Here is a 14,195-nt window from a genome sequence, read left to right on the forward strand (position 1 = left end):
GAACAGCCGGGCTAGCTTAGCAAGCGCGGCGGGGGTTGCGAGACCCGACGGGCCGGACGAGCAGCCCGGCGCCGCTCACCCGGCGCTCGCGGCGCGCTGTTCGCGCCGAGCGGCCTGCTCGACGGGATCCGGCACCGGCAGCGAGGCGAGCAGGCGCCTCGTGTAGTCGTCGGACGGCGATCCGAGAACCGACGCCGTCGGCCCCTGCTCGGCGATCTCGCCCTGATGCAGCACGGCGATCCGGTGCGCGAGCAGGTCGACGACCGCGAGATCGTGCGTGATGAACAGCGCGGCGAAGCCGAACCGCTCCTGCAGCTCGCCGAACAGCTCGAGCACCTTCGCCTGCACCGACACGTCGAGCGCGCTCGTGGGCTCGTCGGCGATGAGCAGCTCGGGGTCGAGGGCAAGAGCGCGCGCGAGCGAGGCGCGCTGGCGCTGGCCGCCGGAGAGCTCGTGCGGATAGCGGTCGCCGTAGGAGGCCGGCAGCTGGACCGCCTCGAGCAGTTCGTCGATCCGGTCGCGCGCGGCCTCCGCCGAGCTCGCCCGGCCGTGCACGACGAGCGGCTCGCCGATGCACTGCGCGATCGTGAGCAGCGGATTGAAACTCGTGGCCGGATCCTGGAAGACGAAGCCGAGCCGGCCGCGCTGCGGGCGGAACTGCCGCTCGCGCATCCCGTTCAGCTCGACACCGAGAACGCGCAGCGAGCCTCCGGAGACGCGGGTCAGACCGCCGATGGCCCGGCCGATGGTGGTCTTGCCCGAGCCGGACTCCCCCACCAGGCCCAGCACCTCTCCCGGCTGGATCGAGAAGTCCACGCCGTCGACGGCCCGGAAGCCGCCCCCGCCGAAGCGACCCGGGTACTCGATCACGAGGCCCTTCGCCTCGACGACCGGGCCCTCGGGCGCGGGCGCCACCGCATCCCGCTCGACGATCTCGAGGCGCGGCACCGCGGCCAGCAGCTCGCGCGTGTAGTCCTCCTCGGGTGCGAGAACAGCTCGCGCACGGGGGCCGTCTCGACCAGCTCGCCCCGGTACATCACCGCGACACGGTCGGCGAGGTCGGCGACGACGCCCATGTTGTGGGTGATGAGCACGATCGCGGTGCCGAACTCGTCGCGCAGCCGCCGCAGCAGATCGAGGATCTCGGCCTGCACGGTGACGTCGAGCGCCGTCGTGGGCTCGTCGGCGATGATCACCGCGGGATCGAGGGCGAGCGCCATGGCGATGACGATGCGCTGCTTCTGGCCACCCGAGAACTGGTGCGGATAGTCGCGCACCCGGCGCTCCGGGTCGGGGATGCCGACGAGCCGCAGCATCTCGACCGCGCGCTCGTGCGCGGCGGCCTTCGTGTACCCGCCGTGCGCTCGCAGGCCCTCGGCGAGCTGCCACCCGATCGTGTACACCGGGTTGAGCACCCCCGAGGGCTCCTGGAAGATCATCGCGGCCGCGGCGCCGCGCAGCTTCTGCAGGCGCCGGCGGTCCAGGCCGATGACGTTCTCGCCGGCCAGCACGACCGCGCCGCGGGCGATCGCGGTCTCCGGCAGCAGGCCGAGGATCGTGCGGGCGGTGACCGTCTTGCCGGACCCCGACTCGCCCACGATCGCGAGCACCTCGCCCGGCCGCACGTCGAGCGAGACGCCGGCGACGGCGTGCACGGTGCCGGCGTCCGTGGCGAAGATGACGTCGAGGTCGGTGATCGTGACCGCGGCGTCGGCCGTCGGGTCCGCGGGCTTGCGGGGCTCCGTGGCCATCAGGCGACCTCTCCTGCTCCTCGCGCGCCATGGGCTCGCTCGCGGCCACGGCATCGGCCGGCGGCGCGCCCGCCACGGCCCGGCGCCGGGCGCGCAGCCGCGGGTCGGCCAGGTCGTTGAGGCTCTCGCCGATGAGCGTGACGCCCATCACCACCAGCACGATCGCAAGGCCCGGGAAGATCGAGGTCCACCAGATGCCGCTCGTGACGTCGGAGATCGACTTGTTCAGGTCGAACCCCCACTCGGCCGCGGCGGTCGGCTCGATGCCGAACCCGAGGAAGCCGAGGCCGGCGAGGGTCAGGATCGCCTCCGAGCTGTTGAGCGTGAGGATGAGCGGCAGCGTGCGGGTGGAGTTGCGCAGCACGTGCCGGAACATGACGCGGCCGGTGCTCGCGCCGATGACCCGCGCCGCCTCGACGAACGGCTCCGACTTGATCCGCACGACCTCCGCCCGGATGACGCGGAAGTACTGCGGGATGAACACGACCGTGATCGAGATCGCGGCCGCGAACACGCCGCCCACGAGGCTCGACTGCCCGCCGCTGATGACGATCGCCGCGACGATCGCGAGCAGCAGGGTCGGGAACGCGTAGACCGCGTCCGCGATCACGATGAGGATGCGGTCGAGCCAGCCGCCGAGGTAGCCGGAGATCAGGCCGAGCGCCACGCCGGCGAAGACCGAGAGCACGATCGCGACGACGATCACGAACAGCGCCGTCTGCGCCCCCAGATCACGCGCGCGAGCACGTCGTAGCCGCCCACCGTGGTGCCGAGCCAGTGCGCCGCGCTCGGCGGGTCCTGCGCGCCGAAGTTGCCGTGCGCATCGCGCAGCTGGCTGAATCCGTAGGGCGCGATGAACGGGGCGAGGATCGCCACGAGGATGAAGAAGCCCGTGATCACGAGGCCGGCCACCAGCATCCCGCGCTGCAGACCCACGCTCTGCCGCAGCTGCCGCACGACGGGCAGGCGCGCGTACCAGCGCGGCTTCACCACCGGTCGCTCGTCGGTCAGGGACATCAGTACCTCACCCGGGGGTCGATGATCGCCGCGATGACGTCGACGATGAAGTTGGTGACCGCGACGATCACCGCGAGCAGGGCGACGATGCCCTGCACCGCCACGAAGTCGCGGTTCGCGAGGTACTGGCCGAGCTCGTAGCCCAGCCCCTTCCACTCGAAGGTGGTCTCGGTGAGGATCGCGCCGCCGAGCAGGAGCGCGATCTGCAGGCCGATCACGGTGATGATCGGGATGAGCGCCGGCTTGAACGCGTGCGAGCGCACGAGCCGCAGCTCCCGCACCCCCGCGAGCGCGCCGCGTCGACGTAGTCGCGCGAGAGGGTCGCGATCGTGTTGGTGCGCACGAGGCGCAGAAAGATGCCGGCGGTGAGGAACCCGAGCGCGAGCGCCGGCAGGATCGCGTGCTGCAGCACGTCGCCGATGTCGTCGAGGTTGCCCAGCCGGATCGCGTCGATGAGGTAGATGCCGGTGGGATGGTCGAGCGCGGAGAGGTCGATCTCGGTTCGGGTGGACGCGCGACCGGCGACCGGGAGCACGTCGAGCCAGACGGCGAAGACGAGCTTGAGCAGCAGTCCGACGAAGAAGACCGGGGTCGCGTACCAGAGGATCGCCGCGATCCGCAGGGCGGCATCCGGCCACCGATCGCGGAAGTAGGCGGCCACCATGCCGAGCGGGATGCCGACCACGAGCGCGACGATGAGGGCGTAGACCGCGAGCTCGAGGGTCGCGCCGCCGAAGGTGAGCAGGATGTCGCTGATCGGCCGCCCGTCGGTGACCGCGGTGCCGAAGTTGCCGGTGAAGACCTGACCCAGGTACTCGACGTACTGGACGATGAGCGGACGGTCGTAGCCGGCGTCGTGGACGCGCTTGGCCAGCTCGTCCGCGGGGAGGCGTCCGCCCTGGGCGGCGGTGATCGGGTCACCGGTCAGCCGCATCAGGAAGAACACCATCGAGACCAGGATGAAGATGGTCGGCAGGATCAGGACGAACCGCACCACCAGGTAGCGCCACAGGGTGCCGCCGGATCGTCGGGCCGAGAGGGTCGGGGGCGCCGGGGCGGGCGCGTGGCTCAGGGTGGTGTTCGTCATGTGGGTCCTCGTGCATCCGGGGCGGGGCGCACGACGCCCCGCCCCGGATGGCCGGTGGTGCTACTTGCTGATGAAGGCGAAACGGAACTTGAAGGACGGGTCGAGCGTGGTGCCCTTCACGTCCGGTCCGACCACCGCGACCTGCGCACCCTGGAGCATCGGCAGCGTCGAGAGGTCGGCGCCCACGAGCGCCTGGATCTTCTCGATGTCGGCCTTGCGGGTCGCCGCGTCGGTGTCGGTCTGCTCCTTGGCGATCAGGTTCTGCACCGTCGGGTTGTCGTAGTGGTTGCCGAGGAAGTTGTCCTTCACGAAGAAGGGCGTCAGGTAGTTGTCGGCGTCGGAGTAGTCCGGGAACCAGCCCAGCTGGTAGGCCGGGTAGGCGTCCAGCACGCGCTGCTTCGTGTAGGTCGCGTACTCCGTGGACTGCAGGTCGACCGTGAACACGCCGCCGTTCTCGAGCTGGCTCTTGAGGAGCGCGTACTCGTCGCCCGACGACGGGCCGTAGTGGCCGTCCGAGACGTACTGCAGCTGCAGCTTGACCGGCGTCGTGACGCCCGCCTTCTGCAGGGTCTGCTTCGCCTTGTCGAGGCTGGGGCCGCCCTGGCCGTCGCCGTACAGGTCCTTCAGCACGGTCGTGGCGCCGGTCAGCCCGTCGGGCACGAAGGAGTACAGCGGGGTGTAGGTGCCCTTGTAGACCTGGGTGGCGATGGCCTGCCGGTCGATGAGATCGGCCACCGCCTGCCGCACCGCGAGCGCCTTCGCGGCATCCGGAGTCGGCGTCTTCAGACCGAACGGCATCGTGTTGAAGTTGAAGACGATGTAGCGCTCCTCGCCGCCGGGACCCGTGATGACCTTGACGTTCTTGTTCTTCTTCAGGTCGGCCACGTCGGTCGCCGAGAGGGCGCGGTACGCGACGTCGATGTTGCCCTTCTGGATGTCGAGCTTCATGTTCGACGGGTTCGTGTAGTACTTCAGCGTCACGTTCGACGTGGCGGCCTTGCCCAGCAGGCCTTGGTAGCCGGCGTACGCCTTGAACTGCACGAGGTTGTTCTTGTCGTACTTCGTGATCGTGTACTGACCGGCGAACGCCTTGTCCTTCACGATCGTCGCGTCGGGCGTGACCTTGTCGGCCGAGAACGACTGCTCGTCGACGATCGGCCCGACCGGGCTGGAGAGCACCTGCTCGAAGGTCTGGTCGTTCGGGTTCTTGAGGTGGAACACGACCGTGGTCGCATCCGGGGCGTCCACGCTCGCGAGGTTGGAGAGCAGGCTCGCGGGACCGTTCGGGTCGTTGATCTTGAGCTGGCGCTCGAAGGTGAACTTGACATCCGACGAGGTCAGCGCGTGGCCGTTGGCCCACGTGAGGCCGGGCTTGAGCTTGACGGTGAAGTCGTTGGGGCTGGTGAACTCGCCGGACTTGGCGATGTCCGGCTTGACGTCCGGACTGCCCTTGGGCTCGTTGAACAGGAAGGGGTAGATCTGGTTCATCACGGCGAACGAGCCGTTGTCGTAGCTGCCGGCCGGATCGAGGAACGTGACGACGTCCGTCGTGCCGACGATGAGGCTGCCGCTGCCGCCGCCCGATCCCCCGTTGCCTCCGCCGCCCGCGCATGCCGCGAGCACGAGCGACGCCGCCGCCGCCGATGCGACCGCCGCGATGCGGAGTCCCTTGCTGGTTCTGGATGGCATGTCCATCCTCCTCTTTCCCGTGATTGCAGGGGTCTCGTCGCACGCGACGCCGCCCCATCGTGAACGTCTTTCTAACACAGCGGAGTGCGCCGTGCCCCCGCCGCCTGTGAAGCGATCACCCGTTCGAGGCGCGCGCCGGGGCCCGCGTGACCTCGGCGAGCCGGGCGACATAGGGGTGCAGCGGGTGCGCGAGCACGTCGTCGACCTGGCCGTAGCCGACGAACAGCCCCCGTGCATGATCGCGATCTGCTCGGTCATGGTGCGCAGCTCCCGGATGTCGTGCCCCACGACGAGAGCCGAGAACCGCCGGTCGCGCTGCAGGTCCGCGATCACGGTGAGAATGCGGCCGCGCACGAGCACGTCGACGCCCATGGTCGGATCGTCGGCCACGAGCAGCTCCGGCTCGAGGATCAGCGCCCGCGCGAGGGCGATGCGCTGCCTCTGCCCGCGGCTCAGCTCGTGCGGGAACCTCGACATGACCGACAGCGGCAGGCGTACCGCGTCGACGAGCGAGGCGACCGCGGCGCCGGCGTCGAGCCGGTTGAACCTGCGGTCGCGCTGGTAGATCGGGGCCGCGACGTTCTCGCCGATGGTGAGGTGCGGCACGAGCGTCGAGCCGCCGTCCTGCGGGAGGTAGCCGACGCGGAGCGCGAGCCCGGTCTGGCGCCGCGCGGACGATCGGACGATGTCGTGGCCGAGCACCTCGAGCGTCCCGCCCTGGATGTGCGGGGTCTCGCCCTCGCCGAACGCCGACTGCGCGGCGACCGCGCGGGCGAGCGTGCTCTTGCCCGACCCGGCCTCGCCGACGACGCCCAGGATGCCGCCCACGGCGATCTCGAACGTCGCGCCCGAGACGGCCACGTCGTCCGCCCCGTAGGCGAGCGTGAGGTCGTCGGCGCGCACCGCGATCCCGCGATCGGCCGCACGCCCGGATGCCACGGCTCGACCCTAAGGCATGCGCAGCGAGCCGAATCGCAGCGTGAACGACCCGTCGAACCGCACGCCGGTCACGCCGTCCGCGGTCACGGCGAGCTGCGCGGACTGCACGAGCGGCACCACGGGCATGTCGTCGGCGAGCCGGCGCTGGATCATCCGCACGTCGGCCGACCGCTTCGCAGGGTCGGCCCGGGTGATGGGCGCGGCGAGCAGCTCGAGCGCGGACGGCGTCGCGTAATGCGAGCCCAGCTGCGCGTCACCCAGCTGGTACGGCATCCGATAGGTCGCCGGGTCCGTGCCGTCCGGCGACCAGGAGCCGGGGTAGGCCTGGAAGGCGGCCTTCGGGCGCTTCGCGGCGAAGTCCGCCGCATCCACCTCGTCGATGTCGACCTGGAACAGGCCGCCGAGCTCGAGCTGCGCGGCGAGCGCCCGGTACTCGGCGAGCGTGCCGGGCGGGTTGAGTTCCGGGACGAGGGTGAGCGTGAGCGTGAGCGGCCTGGCGACGTCCGCCTGATCGAGCTCGGCCTCCGCGGCCGTGATGTCGGGTTGGCCGTGACCATCGCCGGTGATGGAGCGCAGCACCGGATCGGCGCCCGGCAGCCCGTCCGGGATGAACCCGTACAGCGGCGCGGTCGCCCCGTGATCGATCGTGAGGGCGAGCGCGCGACGATCGACGAGGTCCGCCACCGCATGACGCACCGCCTGCGCCCGCTGCGGCGCGGCATCCTCTGCTTCGCGCCGTACGGCATCCCGTCGAGGTCGAACACGAGATAGCGCGCCGCGCCGCCCGCCGTCGCCACGACGTCGGCGCCGTGGTCGTCGAGCTGCTGCAGCTGGGAAGGGCCGATGCCTCCGTACCCGAGGTCGATCGCCCGGTCGGTGACGTCGGCCACGAGCGTCGACGGCGATCCGTAGAGCTTCAAGGTGACGTCGGGCGCGTGCGGGGAGCCGAGCGCGCCGCGGTAGTGCGGTGCGACGTGGAAGGTGATCAGGTCGCCGGGGTTGAAACTCTGCACCGTGTACGGACCGGCGAAGGGCTGCGTGGCCACGATGTCCTGCGCCGCGGCCAGGGCATGCGCCGGGAAGACCTCCTCGTCGACGATCGCCCCGGCCTGGCTGGCCAGGATGTCGGGAAAGCGCTGATCGCCGGGCGTCGCCAGCCGGAACACGACCGTCCGGTCTCCTGTGGCCCGGACGCTCGTGACACCGGCCAGCAGGGGCCACGGGCCGCCGGGCGCCTTGATCGCGCGCTGCCGGGTGAAGCTGCGCACGACGTCCGAGGCCTCCAGCCGGTCGCCGTTGGCGAAGCGCAGGTCCGGCTTGAGGCGCACCGCGTACGCGCCGTCGGCACGGAATCCAGCAGTCGCGGCGATGTCGGGCACGAGCCGGCTCGTGCCCGGCCGGATGGTCAGCAGGTGCGGGTAGATCTGCTCGGCGACGAGACGCCCCCGGCGCCCGCGTCCGCGGCGGGGTCGAGCGAGGTCACGGGCAGCGCGGTGCCCACCACGATGCCGGCATCGCCGAGGAGCCTCCGGCGGCGCATCCGGTCAAGAGGAGAGCGGTCGCGGCCGCGGCGGCGAGGGTCGCGCGAACGCGCCCCCGACCCATGAGAACAACTCTCGCATACCCCCGAACGGGTGGTGGACAACCCGGTCTAGTCTTACGGGCTATTCACGGCGCAGCCGCCGGCGCTCCGTCTCGAGCTCGGCCGACTGCCGCGACAGCGCCGCCCAGCGCGCCTGGTCGCCCTCGGCCTGCGCGCGCTGCATGGCGCCCACCAGCTCACCGCGCCGGCGCAGCAGGTCGCGCACCACGAGGTCGGAGACCACGGATTCGCAGTAGGCCGCGAGCCGGTCCGGCTGGGTCGGAATCGGTGCGGCCGCCAGGTCCCGCGCGAGCGGCACGAAACCCTCGGGCACCTGCTCGACCACGCGGTCGACCCAGGTCGCGTCGGCCGGCAGGCTCGCGACCACGGCGTCGCGCACGACCCGCAGGCTCTCGTTGCCGAAGCGCACCTCGGCGGCGCGACGCAGCAGTTCCTCGCCCACGGAGTCGGGATACTGCAGCATCGCCATGAGCGCGTCGCGCTCGCCCCGGGTCGCGGGGTCGGTGGGCAGGTCGACGAGGCCGGTGCGCGGCGCGACGGGCTCGGAGGACGCGCTGCTGCGCGAGGCATCGCCCTGCGGCCGGCGCTCCTCGACGCGCGGGGTCGCCCGCGAGGCGGCCGTCACCGCGCGGCTCACCTCCGCGGGATCCAGGCCCAGCCACATGGCGAGGCTGCGCACGTAGCCGCCGGAGAGGGAGCGATCCCGGATGCCGGCGACGATCGGCGCGGACGCCCGCAGCGCCGCCGTGCGTCCCTCCACGGTCTCGAGGTCGTGGCCGGCGAGGCGGCGCCGGATCATGAACTCGAACATCGGCCGCCTCGTGCGGATGAGCGAGCGCACGGCGTCGTCGCCGCGGTGCAGCCGGAGGTCGCACGGGTCGAGACCGTCGGGCGCGACGGCGACGAACGTCTGGGCGGCGAAGCGCTGCTCCTCGGCGAACGCCCGGCTCGCGGCGCGCTGGCCGGCCTCGTCGGGGTCGAACGTGAAGACGACCTCGCCCCGGTCACCGGTGTCGGCGTCGGCGGAGTCGCCGAGCACCCGGCGGATGACCTTGATGTGGTCGACCGTGAGCGCGGTGCCGCAGGTGGCGATCGCGGTCGTCACGCCCGCGAGGTGGCAGGCCATGACATCCGTGTAGCCCTCGACGATCACGACCTGCTTGCCGGTCGCGATCGCACGGCGAGCGAGGTCGAGGCCGTAGAGGACCGAGCTCTTGCGGTAGATCGGCGTCTCGGGGGTGTTGAGGTACTTCGGGCCCTTGTCCTCGTCGTCGGGCAGGAGCTTGCGCGCGCCGAAGCCCACGGTCTGGCCCGTGACATCGCGGATCGGCCAGATCGCGCGACCGCGGAACCGGTCGTAGGCGTTGCCCCGGTCGTTGGTCGAGAGCAGGCCCGCCTCCTTCAGCTCCTCGAGCGTGAAGCCCTTCGCCTTCAGATGATCGCCGAGCGCGTTGTACGACTTCGGTGCGAAGCCCACGCCGAAGCGATCGGCGGCCGCCTTGTCGAACCCGCGCCCCCGAGGAAATCGCGGGCGAGCTTCGCCTCGGGCGTCGCGAGCTGGGCGCGGAAGAACTCCTCGGCCGCCGCGTTGGCCGCGAGCAGGCGGGCGCGATTGCCGTGCTCCGCGGCGGCGCCCCCGTCTTCGTAGTGCAGCTCGAGACCGACCCGCGCCGCGAGGCGCTCGACCGCCTCCTGGAACGTGACGTGATCCATCTTGACGAGGAACTCGAACGCGTCGCCGTCCTCGCCGCAGCCGAAGCAGTGGTATCGGCCGTGCCCGGGTCGCACCTGGAAGCTCGGGCTGCGCTCCTCGTGGAACGGGCACAGACCCTTGAGCGCGCCCACGCCGGCGCTCTTGAGCGTGACGTAGTCGCCCACCACGTCGGCGATGTTCACCCGGGCCTTGACCTCGTCGATGTCGCTTCGCGAGATCCGGCCGGGCATGGCTCAGAGTTTAGGGTCGGCGCCGGACGCCCCGCCGGGCCGCTGCCCCAGCGCGAGCGCCTTCGCGAGCAGGCTGCGGCGGCGGGTGGCGTTGCCGGCGAGGTCGGCGGCGCGCAACAGCTCCGCTCGCGCCTCGTCGGTGCGGCCGAGCCGCGCCAGCACCTCGCCGCGCACCGCGGGCAGCAGGTGCGAGTCGCGCAGCATGCCGCCGGCCGCGAGGTCCTCGAGCATCGGCAGGGCAGCCGCCGGACCGGATGCCATCGAGACGGCGACGGCGTGATTCAGCGCGACCACGGGGCCCGGCGCGATCCGCCCGAGGGCCTCGTACAGCAGCACGATGCGCTCCCAGTCGGTCTCCTCGTAGCGGGCGGCCGCCGCGTGCACCGCGGCGATCGCGGCCTGGAGGCCGTAGGCGCCGCGGCCGCGGCCCGTCGCGTCCAGGGTGCGGAGCGCGCCGCGACCGCGCGCGATGGCCGAACGGTCCCAGCGCCGGCGGTCCTGATCCGGCAGCAGGATCGGCTCACCGGCCGCATCCGTGCGTGCCCCGAAGCGTGAGGACTGCAGCTCCATGAGGGCCAGCAGACCGAGCGCCTCCGGCTCCCGCGGCACGAGCTGCACGAGCACGCGGGTCAGCCGGATCGCCTCGCGCGCGAGGTCGTCGCGCACCCACCCCTCGCCGGAGGTCGCGGCGTACCCCTCGGTGAAGACCGAGTAGAGCACCGCGAGCACGCCGCCGAGCCGCTCGGCCCACTCGGACGGGTCCGGCACCTCGAACGGCACCTGCGCGGCCGACAGGGTCTTCTTGGCGCGGGTGATCCGGGCCTGGATCGTCGGCACGCTCACGAGGAACGCGGCCGCGATCTCGTCGCTGCCGAGGCCCCCGACGACGCGGAGGGTGAGGGCCACCTGCGCCTCGGGGGCGAGCACCGGATGGCAGGCCGTGAAGATCAGGCGCAGCACGTCATCCGGGATCGGCTGCCACGGCGCCTGCTCCCACTGGTCGGCGCGCTCGGTCAGGTCGCGGGCGAGCGTCGCGTGGCGCTCCTCGAGGCGCGCCCGACGGCGCCAGCCGTCGATCGCCCGGCGCTTGGCCACCGCGGTCAGCCACGCGCCGGGGTTGTCGGGCACGCCGTCGCGCGGCCACGTCTGCAGCGCCTCGGCGAGCGCATCCTGCGCGAGATCCTCGGCGAGGGCGAAGTCGCCCGTGACGCGGGCGAGCGTCGCGACGATGCGGGCGGACTCGATCCGCCAGACCGCGGCGACGGCACCGCTCGCCGCGACGCTCGCCCGGGCGTCCATCAGAGATTGCCGGTGTGCTCGCGCCAGGCCCGCTCACGCCGGACGTACTCGTTGTCCTGCGGGAACTCGTCGATCGACGGCACGCGCCGCACCTCGAGCTTGACGCCAGGACCGCACGGCGCGCGCTTGGCCCACTCGATCGCGGTCGCCTGGTCGGCCACGTCGACGATCCAGTAGCCGTCGAACAGCTCGTGCGTCTCGCCGTAGGGGCCGTCGGTGACGATCGGCGGCGTCGAGGCGAAGTCGACGACGGCGCCCTCGGTCGCCGGCGCGAGCCCTCGGCCGCGACGAGCACGCCCGCATCGATCAACGAGTCGTTGTACCGGCCCATGAGATCCAGGACCTCGGAGAAGTCGACGTCGGCGAACGCCTCGTGAGCCGAGTCGTCGGCCCGCATGATGAACATGAACTTCGGCATCTGGTCTGCTCCTTGCTTCGCGGGGCGCCGTGATGCGCCCTCACCGTTGCGTCGAACGACGACCCTGCGGATCGACACCGCCGCAGAACTTGTTCTAGCCGACGAGACGCTCGTGCCAGGCGATCGCCGAGACATCCGTCAGCGACGCCACCTGGTCGACGACGACGCGGCGGCGCGCGGTGTCGTCGGCGGCGTCGGTCCAGTCGCCCTGCAGCGCGGCGTCGAGATGCTGTTCGCCGGTCGCCCAGAGCGTGTCGGCGAGCTCGGTGAGGATGCCGCGCTGGCGCGAGTAGATCGGGCGGCGCGCATTGGTCGACATCACGTTGGCCGCGACGATGCCCTTCAGCACCGCGATCTCGGCGCGCGTCTCCGGCGGCACGACCACGTCGGCGCCGAACCGGGCCAGGGATCCGCCCGGGTGCGCGGCCCGGGTCGCCTCGGTCGCCCGGCCCGCGAACCGCCCGATGAGCTGACTCGTCAGGTTCTTGAGCCGGGCGAGGTCGCGCCTGCCGCCGTCCCAGGTCTCGAGCCATGAGCCGAGCGAATCGAGCCGGTCGAACGCGGCGATGAGGCCGTCCTGCGGAACCTCGTCGCCGATCCACGCGACCATGCTCGCGACGAGCTCCTCGTGGTCGACCCGCGCGCTCAGGGCGCGCACGTCGATGAAGCCGTTGACGATCGCGTCCTCGAAGTCGTGCACCGAGTAGGCGATGTCGTCGGAGAGATCCATGACCTGCGCCTCGATGCAGCGGCGGCCCTCGGGCGCGCCGTCGCGCAGCCACCCGAACGTCCCCGCGTCGTCGGCGTAGAACCCGAACTTGCTGCGGCCCGACGGATCCGGCTGCCCCTGCTCCTGCGGCCACGGGTACTTGCAGCTCGCGTCGAGGCTCGCGCGGGTGAGGTTGAGGCCGTAGCCCCGGCCCTCGGCATCGAACACCTTCGGCTCGAGCCGCGTCAGCAGCCGGAGCGTCTGCGCGTTGCCCTCGAAGCCGCCGATCGGCGCGGCCCACGAGTTGAGGGCGCGCTCGCCGTTGTGACCGAAGGGCGGGTGGCCGAGGTCGTGGGCCAGGCACGCGGTGTCGACGACATCCGGATCCAGCCCCAGGTCGAGCGCGAGCTCCCGGCCGATCTGCGCGACCTCCAGCGAGTGGGTGAGCCGGTTGCGGGCGAAGTCGAGACCCGCGGTCGGGCTCAGCACCTGGGTCTTCTGCGACAGGCGGCGCAGCGCGCTCGAGTGGATGACCCGCCCGCGGTCGCGCACGAAGTCGCCGCGGGCGTTGTGGTGCTGCTCGGGCAGGCGGCGCTCGGCGTCGGGCTCCCCGTAGCCGGCGGTCAGGTCGGCCAACGGGTCAGCCGCCGCTGTGGTGCAGCTCGGCGGCGGCGACGTCGGCCCGGTGCGCGGCGCCGAGCTCGCGGGACTCGAGCCAGCGGTCGGGCAGCGAGGGCGTCTTCGGGGTCCCGGCGCGCCCCCGCTGGCCCTCCGCCGGCTCCCCGGGTACGGCTGGTCGCCATCGAGGGTCGCGAGCAGCTCGTCGATCTCGCCGAGGCTCGAGCTCATCGCGAGGGCCGCGCGCAGCTCGCCGCCGACGGTGTAGCCCTTGAAGTACCAGGCGACGTGCTTGCGGATGTCGCGGCAGGCGCGCTCCTCGGACTCGAAGAACTCGACCAGCAGCTCCGCGTGCCGGCGGAACGCGGCCGCGACCTCGCCGAGGGTCGGCTCGGCCACAGTGCCATCTGAACTGCGCGCCACCCCGTCGGTGAACGCCGCGGCGAGGTCGCCGAACAGCCACGGCTTGCCGAGGCACCCACGCCCGACGACGACGCCGTCGGCACCCGTCTCGTCCACCATGCGCAGCGCGTCCTCCGCGCTCCAGATGTCGCCGTTGCCGAGCACCGGCACGCTCGTGACGGTCTCCTTGAGCTTCGCGATCGCGGACCAGTCGGCGTGCCCGGAGTAGAACTCGCTCGCCGTGCGCGCGTGCAGCGCGATCGACGCCACGCCGGCGCCCTCGGCGATACGTCCCGCCTCGAGGTAGGTCAGGTGATCGGCGTCGATGCCCTTGCGCATCTTGACGGTCAGCGGCAGCGGGCCCGCGGCATCCACCGCGGCCTCGACGATCTCGCGGAACAGGTCGAGCTTCCACGGCAGCGCCGCTCCCCGCCCTTGCGGGTGACCTTGGGCACCGGGCAGCCGAAGTTGAGGTCGATGTGGTCGGCGCGGTCCTCGGCGACGAGCATCGTGATCGCCCGCCGGATCGTGGCCGGGTCGACCCCGTAGAGCTGGATGCTGCGCGGCGTCTCCGACTCGTGGTGCCGGATGAGGCGCATCGATTCGGGGGTCCGCTCGACCAGCGCGCGCGAGGTGATCATCTCGCTCACGTACAGGCCCGCGCCGTATTCGCGGCACAGCCGGCGGAACGCCGTGTTCGTGATGCCCGCCATGGGCGC

General features: G+C 71.9%; 5 protein-coding genes and 8 pseudogenes. All 13 read right to left on the reverse strand.

Features of this window, described 5'->3' with window-relative positions:
* Window positions 1-75 precede the first annotated feature (75 nt).
* Window positions 76-1,751: pseudogene (locus tag QQK35_RS01915) on the reverse strand (ABC transporter ATP-binding protein).
* A gap of 37 nt (window positions 1,752-1,788) precedes the next feature.
* Window positions 1,789-2,768: pseudogene (locus QQK35_RS01920) on the reverse strand (ABC transporter permease); the annotation flags it as partial.
* A pseudogene (locus tag QQK35_RS01925) lies at window positions 2,768-3,855 on the reverse strand (ABC transporter permease). The pseudogenes QQK35_RS01925 and QQK35_RS01920, both read right to left, overlap by 1 nt.
* Window positions 3,856-3,915: 60 nt before the next feature.
* The gene (locus tag QQK35_RS01930; protein ID WP_284255571.1) at window positions 3,916-5,544 is read right to left on the reverse strand and encodes an ABC transporter substrate-binding protein; all 1,629 of its coding nucleotides are present in this window, start codon (window positions 5,542-5,544) and stop codon (window positions 3,916-3,918) included.
* A gap of 432 nt (window positions 5,545-5,976) precedes the next feature.
* Window positions 5,977-6,483, reverse strand: a pseudogene (locus tag QQK35_RS01935) (ATP-binding cassette domain-containing protein); the annotation flags it as partial.
* A 9-nt stretch (window positions 6,484-6,492) separates the two neighbouring features.
* Window positions 6,493-7,179 (reverse strand): ABC transporter substrate-binding protein, encoded by a 687-nt coding sequence (locus tag QQK35_RS01940; RefSeq protein ID WP_431311790.1) that lies wholly within the window; start codon window positions 7,177-7,179, stop codon window positions 6,493-6,495.
* Window positions 7,180-7,289: 110 nt separating this feature from the next.
* A pseudogene (locus QQK35_RS20170) lies at window positions 7,290-7,862 on the reverse strand (ABC transporter substrate-binding protein); the annotation flags it as partial.
* 285 nt (window positions 7,863-8,147) lie between these two features.
* Window positions 8,148-10,030, reverse strand: a pseudogene (gene dnaG / locus QQK35_RS01950) (DNA primase).
* Window positions 10,031-10,033: 3 nt separating this feature from the next.
* Window positions 10,034-11,329, reverse strand: coding sequence for an RNA polymerase sigma factor (locus QQK35_RS01955; RefSeq protein WP_284252446.1), 1,296 nt, complete (start codon window positions 11,327-11,329; stop codon window positions 10,034-10,036).
* Complete coding sequence (locus tag QQK35_RS19520) at window positions 11,329-11,490, reverse strand: YciI family protein (RefSeq protein WP_348534865.1); 162 nt, start codon at window positions 11,488-11,490, stop codon at window positions 11,329-11,331. Before QQK35_RS19520 ends, QQK35_RS01955 begins: the two co-directional genes overlap by 1 nt.
* A 6-nt stretch (window positions 11,491-11,496) precedes the next feature.
* Window positions 11,497-11,781 (reverse strand): annotated as a pseudogene (locus QQK35_RS19525) (hypothetical protein); the annotation flags it as partial.
* A 60-nt stretch (window positions 11,782-11,841) separates the two neighbouring features.
* Entirely contained in the window at window positions 11,842-13,092 is a 1,251-nt protein-coding gene (locus tag QQK35_RS01965; RefSeq protein ID WP_284252448.1) for a deoxyguanosinetriphosphate triphosphohydrolase, read from the reverse strand.
* A gap of 4 nt (window positions 13,093-13,096) precedes the next feature.
* Window positions 13,097-14,189 (reverse strand): annotated as a pseudogene (gene dusB / locus QQK35_RS01970) (tRNA dihydrouridine synthase DusB).
* Between the last annotated feature and the right edge of the window lie 6 nt (window positions 14,190-14,195).

The sequence above is a fragment of the Pseudolysinimonas kribbensis genome (assembly GCF_030161895.1).
Taxonomy (GTDB): Bacteria; Actinomycetota; Actinomycetes; order Actinomycetales; family Microbacteriaceae; genus Pseudolysinimonas; species Pseudolysinimonas kribbensis.